Source organism: Bradyrhizobium sp. SZCCHNPS1003 (genome assembly GCF_032381555.1).
Lineage (GTDB): Bacteria > Pseudomonadota > Alphaproteobacteria > Rhizobiales > Xanthobacteraceae > Bradyrhizobium.
In genome coordinates this window covers 88,793-108,500 of sequence record NZ_JAUHIU010000020.1, presented here as the reverse complement: position 1 = coordinate 108,500, position 19,708 = coordinate 88,793, and the positions used below count along the sequence as shown (strand labels likewise).

Sequence of the window (19,708 nt, the reverse complement as noted above, 5' to 3'; positions counted from 1 at the left end):
AGTAAGGTCGCCGCTCATGCCGACCCGACAGGATTCCTCGCGATGAAAGCCTATGTCTACGGCGCCCAGGGCGCCGCGATCACCGATATCGCCAAGCCCGCGCCGAAGGGCACGCAGTTCCTGGTGCGCGTGCGCGCCTGCGGCCTCAATCGCGCCGACCTCGGCATGACAAAGGGGCATGTGCATGGCGCCGCCGGCGGCGTCGGCACCGTGCTCGGCATGGAATGGGCCGGCGAGGTCGCCGAGCTCGGTCCCGACGCCAGGGGCGTGAAGATCGGCGACAAGGTCATGGGCTCGGGCAGCGCGGCGTTCGCCGAATACACCCTTGCCGACCATGGCCGCCTGTTCCACGCGCCGTCGAACATGAACTTCCACGAGGCCGCCACGCTGCCGATCGCGCTGACCACGATGCACAACGCCGTCGTCAGCAACGGCGCTTTGCAGCCGGGCCAGCGCGTGCTGGTGCAGGGCGCGAGCTCCGGCGTCGGCCTGATGGCGATGCAGATCGCAAAGCTCAAGGGCGCCTCGCTGGTGGTGGGCTCCTCGACCGATGCGATGCGCCGCCAACGGCTCAACGAGTTCGGCGCCGATCTCGCCATCGACTCCAGCGATCCCGCCTGGGTCGATCAGGTGCTACAGGCGACCAACGGCGAGGGCGTCGATCTGATCATCGACCAGGTGTCGGGCAAGGTCGCCAATCAGAACCTTGCCGCGACCAAGGTCCTCGGCCGCATCGTCAATGTCGGCCGGCTCGGCGGCACCCATGCCGACTTCAACTTCGACCTCCACGCGGCGCGCCGCATCACCTATGTCGGCGTCACCTTCCGCACCCGTTCGATCGAGGAGATCCGTACGATCTTCGACGAAGTGAAAAAGGACATCTGGAGTGCGGTCGAGCAGCGCACGCTGCGGCTGCCGATCGACCGCGTCTTCGCCTTCGACGATATTGGCGCGGCGTTCGCGCACATGGAGGCGAACAAGCATCTCGGCAAGATCGTGGTGACCTTGTGAACGCAAGCTTCTGAGATTTAGAAGCACTCGAAACAGCGCGCGGTCCACGCCCATGGACCGCGCGATCCTGGCTTTCATGGTGCGGCCTCGGCTGCTACATCCGCCGCCATGAGAGACGCCGCCTCCCATATCGATTCCGGGAAAACCCGTGTCGCCGCGATCTCGATCGCGGCGAGCGCCAGCATGGCCGCGGCGAAGTTCATCGTCGGCATCCTGATCGGCAGTCTCGCGCTCGTCTCCGAGGCACTGCACAGCGCCGTCGACGTCGTCGCCACCGTGATCACCTGGATGGTGGTTCGGGTATCGGACCGGCCGGCCGACGACGAGCATCATTACGGCCACGGCAAGCTGGAGAGCCTGTCGGCGCTCGGCGTCATCGCCCTGCTCTACGTGCTGGCCGGCGGCGTGCTGGTGGAATCCGTCAGCCGGCTGCGCGAGGCGGCGGCGCCGCCGTCGCTGTCGGCGATTCCGTTCGTGGTGCTGCTGGTCGACATCGCCGTCAACTTCTGGCGCGCCCGCGCGCTGCACCGCGCCGCGCACGAGACCCACAGCCAGGCGCTCGCCGCCGACGCGCTGCATTTCGCCTCCGACGTGCTCGGCTCGATCGCCGTCATCGCCGGCCTCGTCCTCACCGCGCTCGGGTTCTGGTGGGGGGATTCCGCCGCCGCGGTCGCGGTCGCCCTGATGATCTCCGTGCTCGGCCTGCGGCTGGCGCGCTCCACCGTAGAAACACTGCTCGACCGCGCGCCAGAGGGTGCGGCCGAGAAGGCGCGCGCCGCGATCCGTTCGATCAATGGCGTCGTCGATGTCGAGCGGCTACGGGTCCGGCTCGTCGGCGCGACGCATTTCGTCGACGCCACGGTGCAGGTGCCGCGCACCTACCCGATCGACCGCGTGCACGAGATCAAGCGCGATGCGCAGGCCGCAGTCGATGCCAGCCTGTCCGGCGCCGACGTCACCTTCACGACGGTGCCGGTCGCGCTCAGCAACGAGAGCGTCCGCGAGCGCATCATGGTGATCGCGCGCAATTCCGGCCTCGCGATCCATCACGTCACCGTCCATGACGTCGGTGGCCGCCTGATCGTCGCGATCGACCTCGAGGTCGACGGCGACATGAGCCTGTTCGGAGCGCATGCGATCGCGCACGAGTTGGAACGCAGCATCCGCGCCGAATTCGGCGCCGACGTCGAGGTCGACACCCATATCGAGCCGCTCGAGCCCGAGCTGCCATTCGGCGTCGATGCGCCGGCGCAGCGGATCGGCGAGATCGCCGAGGCCCTGCAGCGCCTCGCCGCCGAGACCGACATGTACGACGTGCACAATGTCCGCGTCCGCAACACCGAGGCCGGCGAGATCGTCAACTTCCACTGCCGCGCCGCACCGTCGATGAGCGTGCTGAAGGTGCACGACAATGTCGACCACATCGAGCGCGGGGTGCGTCGCGCCTTCCCGAGCGTCAAGCGCGTCATCAGTCACGCCGAGCCGCCGCACGGCTGAAGCATGAAAGTCATGCTGCGTTCCCGCTTCGGACTCACTCTGCCGGCTTTTCGCCATGGCAATTCCGCATTGGATAAGATTTATTAGCTTTTGCCAAATCGTTGACTCTCGACAGCCCGACAAATCTGGATTCAAATCAACTTGATTCGGAAGCGGCTGGGGCTCTTTCGAAATTCGGGTATCCAAGAAGTTTCGGGGGTCTTCAGCATGGCGCGTGCGCATGCCGCGAACGCGTGCGTCCAATCTTCTGATTCCATCAAAGGGTTGGCGCAATCGATCGCGAAACCGGCCTATCAAAGGCTGCTGACTGCTGAGCCGGTATTGCGTCGTGCTGTCCCTACTTTGATCATCGCCTTTCTCGTCACCATCTGTCTCGGCGCCTTCGTCCAGGTGCTCGACCAGAGCCGTCAGAAGCGCGGCGCGACCAAGCGCGACCTGGCCGCGATCTCCGACCTGCTCGCCGACCGCATCGGTCATCTGGCGATGCGCCCGGACCGCATCGCCCACATCGAGCATCTGCAGAGCCTGCTGCCCGACCTGATCCCCGCCTGGGGAGCGGCGGCCGGACGCCACGTGATCGTCACCGGCGCCGACCACCGCATCCTGGCCCGGGTTCCGGTCGACGCAGCGCTCGGCGAGAACGACCGCATCCTCGATCTGATCTCGACCGCGCAGCTCTTGGCCACGCCCGGCCTGCAGGGCGCGGTCACCGAGATCACCTTGCCGAACGGCCGTCCGGCCTTCGCGGTGTCGCAGTTGATCAAGGCGCTGCCCGGCCGCGTCGTCGTGATCCAGGAGAAGCTCGAGCCGATCTGGGGCTCGGACGCCGCGCTCTCGGTGACCTTGTCGGCGACGACGGGCTTTGTCGTTCTGATCCTGGGCTTCGCCTTCCACTGGCAGTCGACGCGCGCCCGCGAGGGCGACCTGATCAACGACGCGGTGCGTGGCCGCATCGACACCGCGCTCAACCGCGGCCGCTGCGGGCTGTGGGACTGGGACCTGTCGCGTGGGCGCATCTTCTGGTCGAACTCGATGTTCGCGATGCTCGGCCTCGAAAACCGCACCGACCTCCTCACCTTCGGTGAGGTCAACGCGCTGGTGAACTCGGACGACATCGACCTGTTCGCGATCGCCGACCAGCTCGTCGCCGGCGGCATCCACCAGATCGACCAGAGCTTCCGGATGCGCCACACCGAGGGCCACTGGATCTGGCTCCGGGTCCGTTGCGAGCTCAGCCAAGGCACCTCCGACTCCGGCCTGCACCTGATCGGCATCGCGGTCGACGTCACCGAGCAGAAGAGCCTGGTCGAGAAGACCGTCGAGGCCGACCTCCGCCTGCGGGACGCGATCGAGACGATCTCGGAAGCCTTCGTACTGTGGGACGCCAACAACCGGCTCGTGCTGTGCAACTCGCATTTCCAGAAGCTGCACAAGCTGCCGGACTCCGCCGTGATCCCCGGCACCTCCTACGAGACCGTCATCGAGGTCGGCAAGATGCCGGAGATCCGCACCCGGCTGCACGACCACAGCCAGCAGGCGCCGGGCGGGCGCACCTTCGAGGCCCAACTCGACGACGGCAGCTGGCTGCACATCTCCGAGCGCCGCACCAAGGACGGCGGCTACGTCTCGGTCGGCACCGACATCACCCGCATCAAGGAGCACGAGCAGAAGCTCGTCGACAACGACCTGCGCCTGCGCGCCACCGTGATCGACCTGCAGCGCTCGCAGAGCGCGCTGGAGCGCCAGGCGATCGAGCTCGCCGACCTCGCCGAGAAGTACTCGCAGGAAAAGACCCGCGCCGAGGAAGCCAACCAGACCAAGTCGAAATTCCTCGCCAACATGAGCCACGAGCTGCGCACGCCGCTCAACGCCATCATCGGCTTCTCCGAGATCATGGGCAGCGGCATGTTCGGCTCGCTCGGCTCAGAGAAGTATCAGGAGTACTGCCACGACATCCTGACCTCTGGTCAGTATCTGCTCGAAGTAATCAACGACATCCTCGACATGTCGAAGATCGAGGCCGGCCGCATGAAGCTCGACATGGAGCCGCTGGACCTCGCCAAGACGCTGGCCGAATCCCTGCGCGTCGTCTCCGGCCGCGCCCAGGACAAGAGCCTCGTGCTCGACGCCGACATCGGAGGCAGCATCCCCGTCGTCGCCGACCGCCGCGCCACCAAGCAGATCATGGTCAACCTGCTGTCCAACGCGGTGAAGTTCACCCCCGAAGGCGGCCGGGTCACGATGCGCAGCCGCGTGTTCGAGGACAAGGTCGTGCTCATCATCGCCGACACCGGCATCGGCATCCCCGCCCAGTCGTTGGCGCGGCTCGGCCGGCCGTTCGAGCAGGTCGAGAGCCAGATGACCAAGACCTATCACGGCTCCGGCCTTGGCCTCGCGATCGCCCGCTCGCTGGCCCAGCTCCACGGCGGCTCGATGCGGTTGCGCTCCCGCATCGAATGCGGCACCGTCGTCCGCGTCACCCTCCCCCGCGACGCCTACAAGGCCACGGCGAGCATCTCGGTCGCCGCGTGAGGCGGGTGCGCTGCTGAGGCGACCAAAGCCGATCCCGTGGCGCTTCAACATTGACAACCAGCGCGGTGCAGATGACTGCGCCCTCGCCCCTTGTGGGAGAGGGCATGTAGGAAAGTGCAGCGGGTTCGGTCGGGTGAGGGGTCTCTCTCCACGGGTGCAACTCGCGGAGACATACCCCTCACCCAACCGAACGCGTGGAGAGGCCGCACATGCCCTCTCCCACAAGGGGCGAGGGCGCTGTATTGGACAGCACCTCCGCGGACAGTATGTTCATAGTCGGATCGCGCCCACAGCCGCCGCAGCTATTAGTCCAGGAATCGATGCCACGATCACGCTGCGCGTGCTCGTGACTTGCCCGGGACGACACCATTCTTTGCCTCCGGCATTCGCGCCTCGCATCTCAAACAGAAATCGGACTTAGTACCAGACGGCACCAGACATGACCGTGCGGCTCGCGGCCCATGACGCCCGAGGTTTTCAATCAGCCTGCCCCTCGGCATTGCAAAGGGCGCAGGGAAGGCCAGGCGTCGGCTGACGCCTGCGGCCCGCCTGCTAAAAAAATGCAGGCGGCAGGTACCACAGGTGCAGCCGGACAAACCCGGCCCTCCCTGCGCGATGGTCTTCACGCTTATACGCAGTCGCCCTGGTGCGCCGGCTTGTTGGCCACCATCGCGCGACAATGCTCGCGCATTGCGCGGTAGACACCAGCTTCGGGGTGTCAGGCCGCTGCGATTTCACGTCCGCAAGAGCGCCGTCCGTCCGCGCCTCCTTCCGAAGACGCTACGTGCCCTCGCGGCCACCGCCTCCCCGCCTCGCGTGTCGTGACGATCGCGCGCAACGCCCCTTTGCTTGAGGCGGGATGGCGAGAGGAAATCATGATTTCCGAAAATTGGCAAGAGATTTTTATTTTTCGGAACACTTCCAACTTCGTCCCGGTCGGGTTTGACGCAACACTCCCTCCTCGGTCATTCCGGGGCGTGCGCAGCACGAGCCCGGAATCCATCGTGCGGCAGACCGCGCGGCGACATGGATTCCAGGCTCGCCGCGCTGCGCGCGCCGCCCCGGAATGACGGCGGAGGATCTGGCGGCAGTGATGCCCACATGTACCGGTCGGAGCAGGTCTGCACGCCGCGGCGTCAGCCCAGCGGACTCTCCCCGAAGCGGCGCCAGAGTTTCGGATAGCGCGCGGCCAGATGCGCCTCGTCCTCTTCGAAGGGATCGCCGGCCGGTCCAGGTCCACCTAACCCGGCCTCCGGCTCGGAATGGTCGCGGACGTCACCCTCCCCGCCCTTGTCGCGAAAAACCCTGTTGGCGACATAGTAGATCTCTTCGAATTCCCATGTGTCGTCAGGTCCCGAAGCGCCATCGAACTGTGCCAGACTGTCGGGATCCGTCATGGCGCCCTCATAGACCTCCTGCCCGCGCGTCACGAGCCAGCGGCGAAAATACTCGAAGCCGTCATCCGAGCAGCCGCCATGGATGACGTAGGCGGCGCCCCAGAGATCCCAGCCATAGGCTTGATTGAGGTAGCGGCGAAACGCGACCTCGAAGCCGATGATCTGATCCAGCGGCAACTCGCGGAGCGCCGCAGCGAGCGCTTCGCTCTGCGCGGCAGGGTCAGCAACTGATGCGGCACCTGTCCGTCCGATCATCGACCAGAACTGATCGGCTGGCATCACTTGCGCAGTCATGGGCTCCCCCTCTCCACGACCCAGATAGGGTCGTGCCATCCGTTGTTCTAAGCCAACAAGCTTGAAGTTTCCAAGACGGCGGCCTGCTCCGTGCCCAGGTCACGCGAACAGCAACTTTCGCCAAGCGCGCGTTGCGGACGCATGCGATGGCCGATGCCTATCATCGCGGAGGACAATCAGATGCTGAAACGAATCTGGCGCGGCTGGACCAGCCCGGCGAACGCCGATGCCTATGAGGCGTTGCTGCGCTCGACGATCTTCCCCGGGATCAAGGACCGCGCCATTCCCGGGTTCACCGGCATCGAGCTGCTGCGCCGGCCGCTGGAGACCGAGGTGGAGTTCATGACGATCATGACGTTCACCGACGAGGACGCCGTCAAGCGCTTCGCAGGAGCCGCACATGAGCAGGCCGTCGTGCCGGCAGCAGCGCAGGCGCTGCTCAGTCGTTATGACGCGCAGTCTGCACATTACGTCGTCCGGGTGCCATCGACGACGGCAGGCTGAGCCCGCAACGGCACGCAAAAGCGATGGCTAGGCAAAGCGGCGCCGCAGGCGGCGTGTGCTCACCCTATCTCGGCACAGACGAACGCCGATGGTAGGCGCGGCGCGTGCGAGAGCAAGATGCTGCGGCTGGCCGCGTGGCCGCGCCTTTGCCTACCCTAAAACGAAGTCAATTCCTACGCCTGCAGGCTCGGCGCGACCTCGCGGGCGATCTGCACCAGGGCTGCGATCAGCGGCGTCATCGGGTCACGCTGCGGGATGACGAGACCGATCTGGTAGTTGATTACGGGATCGATGATCGGGATCGAGCGCACCTTGTCGGCGAGGCCGAGCGTCTCGGCAAGCTTGGCCGGCATGACACTGGCCCAGCGGCCGGTCTTCACATGGGTGTAGAGCACGAGCAGCGAGTTCGAGGTGAGCGTTGGCGTGACGTCGTTACCGGCGGCGCGCAGCGCGCGATCGATGATGCGGCGGTTCTGCATGTCCGGCGTCAGCAGGCACAGCGGCACCTGCCCGACCTCCTGCCAAGTCACCTGCTCGCGATCGCCGAACATCGCGTCGGGCGCGGTCAGCAGGCGGTAGCTTTCGTTGTAGAGCGGGATGGTTCTGACACGGCCGATCGGCTCGTTCTCGATGTAGGTCAGGCCGGCATCGACCTCGAGATTCTCCAAGAGGCCGAGCACGTCGGCCGACGTGCACGACATGATGCGGAACCGGACCTCCGGATGCTTGGCGCGGAACGGCGTCGTCAGCGAGGCCACCATGCCGAGCACGGTCGGCACCGCTGCGATGCGGATCTCGCCCGACAGCTTGTCCTTGAGGCCGTTGATCTCCTGGCGCATCGCCCGGAAGTCGCCGACGATCCGGCGCGCCCAATCCAGCGTTCGCTCGCCTTCGGGCGTGAACCCCTGGAACCGCGATCCCCGCTGCACCAGCATGACGCCGAGGATCTCCTCCAGCTGCTTGATACTGGTCGACATGGTCGGCTGGGTGACGCCGCACGCCTCCGCCGCCCGGCCAAAATGACGCTCCTTGGCCAACGCCAGCAGCAGTTCGAGCTTGTCGATCAAGAGGTCGGCCTTCCAGCGGTTGAACGGCCCGGTTCCGCACGTTTTCGGCGTTGCCAGCCATGGTGAAACCCTATCACGACGAGGGGGGCGCCGACATGGTAAAACACGCCGCAGCCCTGTCGCGCGAACGCCTGTTTTTCGTCAACTTCTAGCTATCTCTCGATTGCGTTTCGCTATCGCAGCACGGGACTGCTTTATTGATATCTCGAGCAATTCCAATTTGGATGTGCGAAACGCTTGCAACGCAGAATCGGGATCAGGATGACGCCGGTGTACGAAAGTTGGGACGCGGCGCGCGGCGCCGAGATCATCGCCGAACATAGCAGCATGGAGGGCGCAACCTTGCCCATCCTCCATGCGTTGCAGGAGACGTTCGGCTACGTGCCGGAGGATGCCATTCCGATGATCGCGTCCGCCCTGAACCTGTCGCGCGCCGAGGTTTACGGCGTGTTCACGTTCTACCATGATTTCCGCGCCAAGAAGGCCGGTCGTCACGTGCTGAAGCTGTGCCGCGCCGAAGCCTGCCAGGCCGCCGGCGGTGATGCGCTCGCGGCGCGCGCCGAGGCCAAGCTCGGCGTCGCCCTCGGCAACACCACGGCTGACGAGCGCGTCACGCTCGAGCCGATCTACTGTCTCGGGCTGTGCGCAACCGCGCCGTCGGCCATGCTCGATGGACGCCTGGTCGGCCGGCTCGACGAAGCCCGGATCGATGCTCTCGTCTCGGAGGCCCAACGATGAGCGTGCGTCTTTTTGTCCCGTGTGATGCCGGCGCGCTCGCTGTCGGCGCCGATGAGGTCGCGCAGGCGCTGCACAAGGCGGCGCTGGAGCGCAATGTCGACATCGAGATCGTCCGCAACGGCTCGCGTGGGTTGTATTGGCTGGAGCCGCTGGTCGAACTGGAGACGGCGCAGGGCCGCTTCGGCTTTGGTCCCGTGACCGCTGAGGACGTGCCGTCGCTGCTGGATGCGATCATCGCCGACAAGTCGCACAAGCTTTCGCTCGGCCTGACCGAGGAGATCCCGTGGCTGAAGCGGCAGACCCGCCTCACCTTCGCCCGCTGCGGCATCGTCGACCCGCTGTCACTCGAGGACTACCGCGCCCATGGCGGCTACAAGGGTCTCACGCGCGCGCTGACGCTGTCGCCGGATGCGGTGATCGCCGAGGTCACGACGTCGGGCCTGCGCGGCCGCGGCGGCGCCGGCTTCCCGACCGGCATCAAGTGGAAGACGGTGGCGCAGACGGCGGCCGACCGCAAATACGTCATCTGCAACGCCGACGAGGGCGACAGCGGCACCTTCGCCGACCGCATGCTGATGGAAGGCGATCCCTTCGTGCTGATCGAAGGCATGACCATCTGCGGCATCGCGGTGGGCGCCACCAAGGGCTACATCTACACGCGCTCGGAATATCCGCACGCGATCGCCACCATGACCAAGGCGATCGACATCGCCCGGAAGGCCGGCCTGCTCGGCGACAAGATCGCCGGCTCCAACCACACCTTTGATCTCGAGGTGCGCACCGGCGCCGGCGCCTATGTTTGCGGCGAAGAGACCGCGCTGATGGAAAGCCTCGAAGGCAAGCGCGGACTGGTTCGCGCCAAGCCGCCGCTGCCCGCCCATCATGGGCTGTTCGGCAAGCCGACCGTGGTCAACAACCTGCTATCGTTCGCCGCGATCCCCTTCATCCTCAATGAAGGCGCCAAGGCCTATGCCGATTTCGGCATGGGGCGCTCGCGCGGCACGATGCCGATCCAGATCGCCGGCAACGTCAAGTTCGGCGGGCTGTTCGAGACCGCGTTCGGCATCACGCTGGGCGAACTCGTCGACGACGTCGGCGGCGGCACCCTCACTGGCCGCCCTGTCCGCGCGGTGCAGGTCGGCGGGCCGCTCGGCGCCTACTTCCCGCGTGCGCTGTTCGACACGCCGTTCGACTACGAGGCGTTCGCGGCCAAGGACGGCCTGATCGGCCATGGCGGCATCGTCGTGTTCGACGACACCGTCGACATGTCGAAGCAGGCACGCTTCGCGATGGAGTTCTGCGCCATCGAATCCTGCGGCAAGTGCACGCCGTGCCGCATCGGCTCGACCCGCGGCGCCGAGACCATCGACAAGATCCGCCGCGGCGAGCGCGTCGCCGAGAATATCGCTCTGGTCGAGGACCTCTGCGGCACTATGAAGCTCGGCTCGCTGTGCGCACTTGGCGGCTTCACGCCCTACCCTGTGCTATCAGCGCTCAGGCACTTCCGCGAAGATTTCGGACCCCAGCAGCCGCGCCTGCAGGCCGCGGAATAGGCTATCGGGAAAGGACACCGACCATGTCGCTCATCCACGAAACCGATTACGGCACGCCCCGCTCCAAGTCCGAGACGATGGTCACGCTCACCATCGACGGTCAGAGCATCACCGTTCCCGAAGGCACCTCGATCATGCGCGCGGCCATGGAGGCCGGCACGCAGATCCCGAAGCTGTGCGCGACCGACATGGTCGATGCGTTCGGCTCCTGCCGCCTCTGCCTCGTCGAGGTCGAAGGCCGTGCCGGCACCCCGGCCTCCTGCACCACACCGGTGGCCGCGGGCCTCGTCGTCCACACCCAGACCGAGCGGCTGAAGAAGCTGCGCAAGGGCGTGATGGAGCTCTACATCTCCGACCATCCGCTCGACTGTCTGACCTGCGCCGCGAATGGCGATTGCGAGCTGCAGGACATGGCCGGCGCGGTCGGCCTGCGCGACGTCCGTTACGGCAACCAGGGTGAGAACCACGTGTTCGCCGACGCCTGCGGCGAGGCCAATCCGGCCTGGCTGCCGAAGGACGAGTCGAACCCCTATTTCACCTACGATCCCTCCAAGTGCATCGTCTGCTCGCGCTGCGTCCGCGCCTGCGAGGAAGTGCAAGGCACGTTCGCGCTGACCATCTCCGGCCGCGGCTTCGACAGCCGGGTGTCGCCGGGCATGAGCGAGAGCTTCCTCGGCTCGGAATGCGTGTCCTGCGGCGCCTGCGTGCAGGCCTGCCCGACCGCGACCCTGACCGAGAAGAGCGTGATCGAGATCGGCCAGCCCGAGCATTCCGCCGTCACCACCTGCGCCTATTGCGGCGTCGGCTGCACCTTCAAGGCCGAGATGCGCGGCGAAGAAGTCGTGCGCATGATGCCCTACAAGGACGGCAAGGCCAATCGCGGCCATTCCTGCGTCAAGGGCCGCTTCGCCTATGGCTATGCGACCCACAAGGAGCGCATCCTCAAGCCGATGATCCGCGAGACCATCGACCAGCCCTGGCGCGAGGTCTCCTACGACGAGGCCTTCAAGTTCGCAGCCGACAAGCTGCGCGGCATCCAGGCGAAGCATGGCCGCGACTCGATCGGCGGCATCACCTCGTCCCGCTGCACCAACGAAGAGACCTATCTGGTGCAAAAGCTGATCCGCGCGGGCTTCGGCAACAACAATGTCGACACCTGCGCCCGCGTCTGCCACTCGCCGACCGGCTACGGCCTTGCCACCACCTTCGGCACCTCCGCCGGCACGCAGGACTTCGACTCGGTCGAGGACAGCGACGTCATCATGGTGATCGGCGCCAACCCGACCGATGCGCATCCGGTGTTCGGCTCGCGCATGAAGAAGCGGCTGCGCCAGGGCGCCAAGCTGATCGTCGTCGATCCGCGCAAGATCGACCTCGTGAAGTCAGCGCACATCAAGGCGGACTATCATCTGCCGCTGCTGCCCGGCACCAACGTCGCCATCCTGACCGCGCTGGCGCATGTCATCGTCACCGAAGGCCTCGTCAACGAGACCTTCGTGCGCGAGCGCTGCGACTGGAGCGAGTTCCAGGACTGGGCCGAGTTCGTCGCGCTCGAGAAGAACAGCCCGGAGGCGGTCGCCGGGATCACCGGCGTCGATGCCGAGACCATCCGCGGCGCGGCCCGGCTCTACGCCAAGGGCGGCAACGGCGCGATCTATTACGGCCTCGGCGTGACCGAGCACAGCCAGGGCTCGACCACGGTGATCGCGATCGCCAACCTCGCGATGGCGACCGGCAATATCGGCCGCCGCGGCGTCGGTGTGAACCCGCTGCGTGGCCAGAACAACGTGCAGGGCTCGTGCGACATGGGCTCGTTCCCGCACGAGCTGCCGGGCTACCGGCACATCTCGGGCGACGCCGTGCGCGACCAGTTTGAGGCGATGTGGAACGTCAAGCTCAACCCTGAGCCGGGCCTGCGCATCCCGAACATGTTCGACTCCGCGATCGAAGGCACCTTCATGGGCCTCTACGTGCAGGGCGAGGACATCCTGCAGTCGGATCCCAACACCACGCATGTGGTGCAGGCGCTGTCGTCGATGGAATGCGTCATCGTCCAGGACCTGTTCCTGAACGAGACCGCCAACTACGCCCACGTGTTCCTGCCCGGCTCGACCTTCCTGGAGAAGGACGGCACCTTCACCAACGCCGAGCGCCGCATCCAGCGCGTGCGCAAGGTGATGAGCCCGCGCAACGGCCTCGCCGATTGGGAGGTCACGATCGGTCTCGCCAAGGCGATGGGCTTCGAGATGAAGTACAACCATCCGTCCGAGATCATGGACGAGATCGCGGCGCTGACGCCGACCTTTGCCGGCGTTTCCTACCAGAAGCTCGAGGAGATGGGCTCGGTGCAGTGGCCCTGCAACGAGAAGTTCCCCGAGGGCTCGCCGATCATGCATGTCGACGGCTTCGTCCGCGGCAAGGGCAAGTTCGTGGTCACCGAGTATGTCGCGACCGACGAGCGCACCGGCCCGCGCTTCCCGCTGCTGCTGACCACCGGCCGCATCCTGTCGCAGTACAATGTCGGCGCCCAGACAAGGCGCACCGACAACGTGGTGTGGCATGGCGAGGACGTACTGGAGATCCATCCGCACGACGCCGAGCAGCGCGGCATCCGCGACGGCGACTGGGTGCGGCTGACCAGCCGCGCCGGCGAGACCACGCTGCATGCGCTGATCTCCGAGCGCGTGGCGCCGGGGGTGGTCTACACCACCTTCCACCACCCGCTGACCCAGGCCAACGTCATCACGACAGACTATTCGGACTGGGCGACCAACTGTCCGGAGTACAAGGTCACGGCGGTGCAGGTGTCGCAGTCCAACGGCCCGTCGGACTGGCAGAAGGCCTATGACGAGCAGGCCCGCAACTCGCGTCGCATCGCCCCGATCGTGGAGGCGGCGGAGTAGCATGACCGATGCAGTGCGCATCGCGGATCGTCTGGTCTGGCGCGACGGAGCCCTCACCGAGGGCCACCGCCGCGTGCCGGAGGAGACCGCGGTCGCGCTGACCTATAATGGCGGCACCCAGGCCGTCATGATGGCGACCCCGCAGGATCTCACCGACTTCGCCATCGGCTTCAGCCTCAACGAGGGCATCATCGCCAGCCGCGACGACATCATCTCGCTCGATGTCGTCGAGCTCACCGACGGCATCGAGCTCAGGATGTGGCTGCCGCCGGAGCTTGCTGCGCGCATGGCAGAGCGCCGGCGCAGCCTCGCCGGTCCCACCGGCTGCGGACTATGCGGCATCGACTCCATCGCGGAAGCGGTGCGGCCGGTGGCGCGCGTGCCCGCGGGCCGGCGCTTCGCGCCGCGCGACGTCATGACCGCGCTCGCCGCGATCGAGCCGCTGCAGAAGCTCAATCGCGAGACCCGCGCCGTGCACGCCGCGGCGTTCTGGACGCCGGCGCGCGGCATCGTTGCGCTCCGCGAGGATGTCGGCCGCCACAATGCGCTCGACAAGCTCGCCGGCCACCTCGCGCAGGCGCGAAGCGTTGCGACCGAAGGCATCGTGCTCATGACGAGCCGCGTCTCCGTCGAGCTGGTGCAGAAGGCCGCGGCTATGGGCGCCCCCGTTCTGGTCGCAGTGTCAGCACCGACCGCGCTCGCCATCCGCATGGCCGAGTCCGCGGGGATCACACTGATTGCGGTGGCCCGCAACGACGGCTTCGAAATCTTCACCCATCCCGACCGGATCGTCGCGAGCGCCGAGACCGGCGCGCGATCAACACAGACGGACAACACCCATGTCGCATAACCCCTCCGAGCGCCTCGTCTACATGGCCAACCAGATCGGCAAGTTCTTCCAGAGCCAGGGCCAGGAGAAGGAGGTCGCCGGCGTCGCCGAGCACATCAAGAAGTTCTGGGACCCGCGGATGCTCAAGACGATCTATGCGCACCACGACGCCGGCGGCGCCGGCCTCGACCCGGCGGTCAAGGAAGCGATCGGCCGGCTGAAGCAGGCGGCGGTCGCCAAGGAAAAGGCATAGGCGGCCGGCTGTCCTACCGCGCGCCTGGTCCGGTCATCCCTCCACGAGTGCGGTGAACACGCGCCGCACCTCGGTCTGCGTTTCGCGCAGCCTCGCCTCGAGCGCCGAGAAATCCGGCGCGTCGCCCGCCCGGGTCATCACCCGCAGCAGGTCCTCGCCGGCCTGATCCGGCTTGAACTTGTCGCTGACGCACAGCCGCACGATCTGCGTCAGATCGTGATAGAGCCGCGCAGCCTGACGCAGGATCACGGCTTCAGCACGCGGTAGCACGCCGAGCCGCTCGGCATTGTCGAGCACCGCAAGCGTGCTGACATCGAGAATCTCCGGCGTCGTCGCGGCATGGACGAGCTGCAGATATTGCGCGACGAAGTCGATGTCGACCATGCCGCCGGCGGCGTGCTTGAGATCCCACAGATCGGCCTCGCCCTTCTCGGCGGCGATCGCGCGGCGCATGTCGGCGACGTCGCGCGCGATCGCACTCCTGTCGCGCGGCCGGCGCAGCGCCGCCTGGATGATCTCCTCGATGCGCGCCCGAAACGCCGGCGACGCCGAGATCACCCGCGCGCGCGTCAGCGCCATGTGCTCCCAGGTCCACGCCTCCTGCTCCTGATAATGCGCGAAGGAATTGATGTGCGAGGCCAGCGGACCGGCGCGGCCCGACGGCCGCAGCCGCATGTCGATGTCGTAGAGCACGCCGTAATTGGTGCGCGAGGTGAAGGCCGAAATCAGCCGCTGGGTGAAGCGCGCAAAATAATGCGCGCCCTGCAGCGAGCGCTCGCCGTCGGAATCCGGCACGTCGGCATCGAAATCATACAGCAAAATCAGGTCGAGATCGGACGAGGCCGTCATCTCGCGCGCGCCGAGCCGCCCCATCGCGACGATCGCGGTCTCCTGGCCCTTGATGCGGCCATGCTGGGCGGCAAAGCGGTCGGTCACGAGATCATGCACGGTGTGCACGATGCCCTCGGCGACGTCGGCGAACGCGGTGCCGGCCTGCTGCGCCGACACCGTCCCGGAGAGGATGCGCGTGCCGATCAGGAACAAGCTCTCCTGGCCGAACAGCCGGAGACGATCGAGAAACTCCTCATAGGTCCCGGCATCCTGCAGCGTCGACGCCAGCCGCTCCGACAATTCGCGCCGGTCCGGGATGGCGCCGAAGAAGCGCGGATCGATCAGGCCGTCCATCAGCCGCGGCTGCCGCGCCAGCATGTCGCCGAGCCGAGGCGCCGCCCCGAGCACGAGCGCGACGAGCGCGACGAGATCGCGGTTCTGCCCGAGCAGGGTGATCAGGCGGCCGCCGAGCTGCAGTGCCTGCAGGAAACGGTCGAACGCGACGACCGCGCGATCCGGCTCGTCGGCATGGGCGAGCCCATCGATCAGCGCAGGCAGGAAATCGGTGAACGCGGTGCGCGTCGCATCGGTGCGGAACACGCGGTACTCGCCCGCGAGCCATTGCTGCAGGGTCTTGGCGACCATCACGGGATCGCGGAAGCCCAATGCGGCAAGATGCTCCATCAGGCGCGGTTCGTCGGGACCGGCGCCGTAGTTCACCGCCGGCAGGCTGACGGTGCCGGTGGGATCGCCCTCGAACAGCCGGGCGTAGTGTCCCTGCACCACGTCGAGATGGAACAGCAGATCGGTCGCGAACCGCTCGCGGCTGTCGTAGCCGAAGAAGCATGCGAAGCGGCTCACGCCCTCGACATCGTCGGGCAGGCTGTGGATCTGCTCGTCCGCCATCATCTGCAGCCGGTGCTCGACCCGGCGCAGGAACTCATAGGCCGTGGTGAGCTCGTCACGCGCCTGCTCCGTGATCCAATTGCTGGCGGTGAGCACGTCGAGCGCCTGCAGGGTCGGACGCACCCGCAGCTCGGGGTGTCTTCCACCGGCGATCAGTTGCTGGGTCTGGGCGAAGAACTCGATCTCGCGAATGCCGCCGCGCCCGACCTTGACGTTGTGGCCCTCGACCGCGATCTCGCTGTGGCCGCGATAGACCTGCATCTGCCGCTTCATGTCGTGGACGTCGGTCAGCGCCTGGAAGTCGAGATGCTTGCGCCACACGAAGGGCGACAGCTCGGCCAGCATCGCCTCGCCCGCGACGACGTCGCCGGCGCAGACCCGCGCCTTGATCATCGCGGCCCGCTCCCAGGTGCGGCCCTCGCGCTCGTAGTAATGCAGCGCCGCCTCGGTCGACATCGCCACCTGCGTCGAGGCCGGATCCGGCCGCAGCCGGAGATCGACTCGGAACACATAGCCGTCCGCGGTGCGGCTCTGCAGCAGCCGCGCCATCGCTTGCGTCACACGGACGAAGAACGGCTGCGGCTCGATGTCGCGCGCCAGCGAATTGATCTCGGGATCGAAAAACACGATCAGGTCGATGTCGCTCGAATAGTTGAGCTCGCCCGCGCCCATCTTGCCCATCGCGAGCACGAACAGGCCGCTGCCCTGCTCCGGATCGTCGGCATCAACGGGCGCAAGCCGGCCGCGCACCGTCTCGAGACGCAGCAGATACCGCAGCGCCATCTGCACCGAGGACACCGCGACGTCGGTCAGCCCCGCCGTCACCTGCATCACCGGCCACACGCCGCCGATGTCGCACAGCGCGATCAGCAGCGCCGCTTCGGATTTCAGCCGCCGCAGCAGGCTCATCACCTCGGCTTCGCTGGAGGCGGCGAACACCTCGCGGCCGGTGCGGGCGATCAGCTCGGAAAGGTGCGCCTGCGGGTCGCAGCGCAGAAGACGGTCCAGACGATGGCCGTCGGCGCGGACGAGATCGAACAGATAGGGCGAGCACTCGGCAATCCCGAGCAGGATGGTTCGCGGCCAGCCGCCGGCGAGCAGCGCGCGGAGCGAGACGGCCAAGGACGGCTCGAGCTCGGCGAGCCACTCGTGGAGGCGGTGTTCGGCTTTGTCGGGCGCACGGACATGCGGGCCGGCAACGAAACGTTCGGCCAGCGTCTGCCCGTCCGCGTTTCCCGGCGCGGATGAGGTCATGCGGCCTTCTGTGGCACATCCTGCGCCGGCGCCGCAAGCTTCGCGGGCACGCCGGCACCGGCCGGCAGCACCAGCGTCGCGATCAGCCCCGGCCTGGCATCGGCGAGCCGGAGCTCGCCGCCATGCAGGGTCGCGACGGCGGACGCCAAGCTGAGACCGAGGCCGGACCCCGGCAAGGTGCGGCTCGCCTCCAGCCGCACGAAACGCTCGACGGCGCGCTTGCGCTCGGCCTCGGGAATGCCCTCGCCATGATCGGTGACGCTGAGCAGCACCTGTCCGCCCTCGCGCCGCGCCTCGATCAGGATCTCGCGGCTATCAGCGGCGGCGGCGGCATCGAGCGGCAGCGCCGCCGGCTTGCCGTATTTGATCGCGTTCTCGACGAGATTGGCGAGCGCCTGGCTGATCAGCTCGCGATTGCCATGCACCGGCGCGGCCGCGGCCTTGACCCGCAACGTCATCTCATTGTCCTCGGCCAGCGGCTCGTACAATTCGTGGATGCCGCCGGCGACCTCGGCCGCATCGAACTCGACCATGTCGCCGCGCGCCTGCCCGGACTCCGCCCGCGCGATCATCAGCAGCGCGTTGAACGTCCGGATCAGGCCGTCGGATTCCTCGATCGTGCGCTCCAGCGCGGCGCGATATTCGTCCTCGGAACGCGACTTCGCCAGCGCCTCCTCGGCGCGGTTGCGCAGCCGCGTCAGCGGCGTCTTGAGATCATGCGCGATGTTGTCCGAGACCTCCTTGAGGCCGGTCATCAGCGCCTCGATGCGCTCCAGCATCGCATTGAGATTCTCGGCCAGGCGATCGAGCTCGTCGCCGCTGCGCCCGACCGGCAGACGGCCGGAGAGATCGCCATCCATGATCCGCCGCGTCGTGCCGGTCATGGCATCGATCCGGTGCAGCACGCGCCGCGCCACGAAGATGCCGCCGCCGATGCCGAGCACCACCACAACCAGCACCGACCATTGCGCCGCCTTGGCGACGATGCCGAACAGGCGGCGGCGCTCCTCGAGATCGCGGCCGATCAAAAGCCGAAAACCGCTGGAGAGCTGCGTGACATAGACCAGCGCGCGGTGGCTATGCTCGGTGCTGTCGTCGAGCCGCCGGTAGAACGTCTCCGACCAGCCGGACGAGCCCATCACGCCCGGCGCCAGCGAGCCGACATTGCCGGCGATGGCCTGCCCGGTCGGCGTGGTGATGAGATAGAGATTGGCGCCGGGCCGCAGCGCGCGGCTCTCGATCGCGCCGACGATTCCGCGCAGGCCCCAGCGGGCGAAGATGTCGGTCATCTCGCTGATCTCGGAGGTGACCGTGGTCGAGATCTGCTCGGTGATGAGGCGGCGGGTGTTCCAGGCGAAATAGCCGAGCAGCGAGGCTGCGAACAACGCAAACAACAGCAGATAGACCAGCGTCAGCCGGAACGCCGTGGTGCGGATCAGCTTACCGAAGGCCGTCACGGATCATGTACCCCGCGCCGCGGATGGTGTGGAGCAGCGGGCGGTCAAACCCCTTGTCGATCTTGGAGCGCAGCCGCGAGATGTGGACGTCGATCACGTTGGTCTGCGGATCGAAGTGATAGTCCCAGACGTTCTCCAGGAGCATGGTGCGCGTGACCACCTGCCCCGCGTGCTTCATCAGATATTCGAGCAGGCGGAACTCGCGCGGCTGCAGGGTCAGCTCGTCCTTGCCGCGCGCAACCCTGTGAGAAAGACGGTCGAGCTCGAGATCGCCGACCTTGTAGGTCGTCTCCTCGGCCGGGCCGCCGTGGCGGCGCGACAGCACCTCGACGCGGGCGAGCAGCTCGGCAAAGGCGTAGGGCTTCGGCAGATAGTCGTCGCCGCCGGCGCGCAGGCCCTTGATGCGGTCATCGACCTGGCCGAGCGCCGACAGAATGAGCACCGGCGTCCGGTTGCCCTCGTCGCGCAGCGCGCCGATCAGGGACAGGCCGTCGCGCTTGGGCAGCATGCGGTCGACCACCAGCACGTCGTAATCCCCGCTTTCGGCCATGGCGAGCCCCTCCTCGCCGTCGCTGGCGAGGTCTGCGACATGTCCGACCTCGCGGAACGCCTTGACCAGATAGTCGGCGGACTCGCGGTCGTCTTCGATGATCAGGAGGCGCATTGCGGAAACGGGGGCGGT

General features: G+C 66.8%; 15 protein-coding genes. 9 read left to right on the top strand and 6 right to left on the bottom strand.

Annotated elements, in window-relative coordinates; translation table 11 throughout:
* The first annotated feature begins 42 nt into the window (after positions 1-42).
* Positions 43-1,011, top strand: coding sequence for a zinc-binding dehydrogenase (locus QX126_RS28020; protein WP_315785203.1), 969 nt, complete (start codon positions 43-45; stop codon positions 1,009-1,011).
* Between the two features lie 74 nt (positions 1,012-1,085).
* On the opposite strand, the gene QX126_RS28015 is transcribed toward QX126_RS28020, so the two are convergent.
* Positions 1,086-1,214 carry a hypothetical protein gene (locus QX126_RS28015; RefSeq protein ID WP_315739817.1) on the bottom strand — a complete coding sequence of 43 codons (129 nt, stop codon included), beginning with the start codon at positions 1,212-1,214 and terminating at the stop codon, positions 1,086-1,088.
* On the opposite strand from QX126_RS28015, the gene QX126_RS28010 reads away from it, so the two are divergent.
* Positions 1,195-2,508 carry a cation diffusion facilitator family transporter gene (locus QX126_RS28010; RefSeq protein ID WP_315785200.1) on the top strand — a complete coding sequence of 438 codons (1,314 nt, stop codon included), beginning with the start codon at positions 1,195-1,197 and terminating at the stop codon, positions 2,506-2,508. The genes QX126_RS28015 and QX126_RS28010 overlap by 20 nt on opposite strands.
* A gap of 207 nt (positions 2,509-2,715) precedes the next feature.
* Entirely contained in the window at positions 2,716-5,040 is a 2,325-nt protein-coding gene (locus tag QX126_RS28005; RefSeq protein ID WP_315785197.1) for a PAS domain-containing sensor histidine kinase, read from the top strand.
* A 1,136-nt stretch (positions 5,041-6,176) separates the two neighbouring features.
* Here QX126_RS28005 and QX126_RS28000 read toward each other — a convergent pair.
* Positions 6,177-6,731, bottom strand: coding sequence for a DUF4240 domain-containing protein (locus QX126_RS28000; protein ID WP_315785194.1), 555 nt, complete (start codon positions 6,729-6,731; stop codon positions 6,177-6,179).
* A gap of 180 nt (positions 6,732-6,911) precedes the next feature.
* Between QX126_RS28000 and QX126_RS27995 the strand changes: the two genes are divergently transcribed.
* Positions 6,912-7,235: an antibiotic biosynthesis monooxygenase gene (locus QX126_RS27995; protein WP_315720983.1), complete on the top strand. Its 324-nt coding sequence runs from the start codon at positions 6,912-6,914 to the stop codon at positions 7,233-7,235.
* A 173-nt stretch (positions 7,236-7,408) separates the two neighbouring features.
* On the opposite strand, the gene QX126_RS27990 is transcribed toward QX126_RS27995, so the two are convergent.
* Positions 7,409-8,302: a LysR family transcriptional regulator gene (locus tag QX126_RS27990; protein WP_315785190.1), complete on the bottom strand. Its 894-nt coding sequence runs from the start codon at positions 8,300-8,302 to the stop codon at positions 7,409-7,411.
* A gap of 261 nt (positions 8,303-8,563) precedes the next feature.
* Between QX126_RS27990 and QX126_RS27985 the strand changes: the two genes are divergently transcribed.
* Genes QX126_RS27985 through QX126_RS27965 form a run of 5 tightly spaced genes read left to right on the top strand, consistent with a single transcriptional unit; the run spans position 8,564 to position 14,578 of the window.
* Positions 8,564-9,040: a formate dehydrogenase subunit gamma gene (locus QX126_RS27985; protein WP_315739931.1), complete on the top strand. Its 477-nt coding sequence runs from the start codon at positions 8,564-8,566 to the stop codon at positions 9,038-9,040.
* Positions 9,037-10,593 (top strand): NADH-quinone oxidoreductase subunit NuoF, encoded by a 1,557-nt coding sequence (locus QX126_RS27980; protein WP_315785187.1) that lies wholly within the window; start codon positions 9,037-9,039, stop codon positions 10,591-10,593. The genes QX126_RS27985 and QX126_RS27980 overlap by 4 nt, the downstream gene beginning before the upstream one ends.
* Before the next feature lie 23 nt (positions 10,594-10,616).
* Entirely contained in the window at positions 10,617-13,496 is a 2,880-nt protein-coding gene (fdhF, locus tag QX126_RS27975) for a formate dehydrogenase subunit alpha (protein WP_315785184.1), read from the top strand.
* Between the two features lies 1 nt (position 13,497).
* Positions 13,498-14,346: a formate dehydrogenase accessory sulfurtransferase FdhD gene (gene fdhD / locus QX126_RS27970; protein WP_315785182.1), complete on the top strand. Its 849-nt coding sequence runs from the start codon at positions 13,498-13,500 to the stop codon at positions 14,344-14,346.
* Positions 14,336-14,578, top strand: a complete 243-nt coding sequence (locus QX126_RS27965) for a formate dehydrogenase subunit delta (protein ID WP_315777578.1) — start codon at positions 14,336-14,338, stop codon at positions 14,576-14,578. Before fdhD ends, QX126_RS27965 begins: the two co-directional genes overlap by 11 nt.
* Positions 14,579-14,611: 33 nt before the next feature.
* Here QX126_RS27965 and QX126_RS27960 read toward each other — a convergent pair whose 3' ends face one another.
* From QX126_RS27960 to QX126_RS27950, 3 genes are read right to left on the bottom strand one after another with little or no spacing between them, the layout of a single operon-like run.
* Entirely contained in the window at positions 14,612-17,569 is a 2,958-nt protein-coding gene (locus QX126_RS27960) for a bifunctional [glutamine synthetase] adenylyltransferase/[glutamine synthetase]-adenylyl-L-tyrosine phosphorylase (protein WP_315785180.1), read from the bottom strand.
* On the bottom strand, positions 17,566-19,026 hold the full coding sequence (locus tag QX126_RS27955; protein ID WP_315716154.1) for a sensor histidine kinase: 1,461 nt from the start codon (positions 19,024-19,026) through the stop codon (positions 17,566-17,568). Before QX126_RS27955 ends, QX126_RS27960 begins: the two co-directional genes overlap by 4 nt.
* Entirely contained in the window at positions 19,010-19,690 is a 681-nt protein-coding gene (locus tag QX126_RS27950) for a response regulator transcription factor (RefSeq protein ID WP_315739932.1), read from the bottom strand. Before QX126_RS27950 ends, QX126_RS27955 begins: the two co-directional genes overlap by 17 nt.
* Positions 19,691-19,708: the final 18 nt, after the last annotated feature.